The organism is Gardnerella vaginalis, assembly GCF_001546485.1.
Lineage (GTDB): Bacteria > Actinomycetota > Actinomycetes > Actinomycetales > Bifidobacteriaceae > Bifidobacterium > Bifidobacterium vaginale_D.
The window spans coordinates 13,254-13,701 of the sequence record NZ_KQ956877.1; positions in this window are offsets into that span (position 1 = coordinate 13,254).

The window sequence follows — 448 nt, forward strand, 5'->3', positions numbered from 1 at the left end:
TTGCGAAAGTGCGTGGTTTACTCAGTGCAACTCAAGTCGCGCAACTAAGCTGCGGGTGGGTTAGTGGTTGAGAGTAGGTTTGGTGTGGTGTGTGCGGCAGCATGAATGTTAGCGTTCTCTAATCAATAAATACTCAGCGTCTGCAGAGCATGAATGTTAAAGTTCACTAAGCAATAAGTAATCAATGTTTGCAAAGCGCGACTGCAAAGCTTCTTTGGTCGTGTATGCGCGCTTGCGTTGAAAGCACACTGTGCTTTCAACTTTGAGCAAGCGCTACCGCATTGGGTCGCTTTTCGCGCTACGCTTAAGCGAAAAGCGAGTCAATGCGACACGCCGATGATTTGGTTAAAAAAGTTTGGGAAAAATAAAATCAGCGAATTTGGGCAGTATATTGTCGTCTCGTCACATGTCAAAACGTTGATTTCATGCGGTTTTTAGCGGGGGGGGG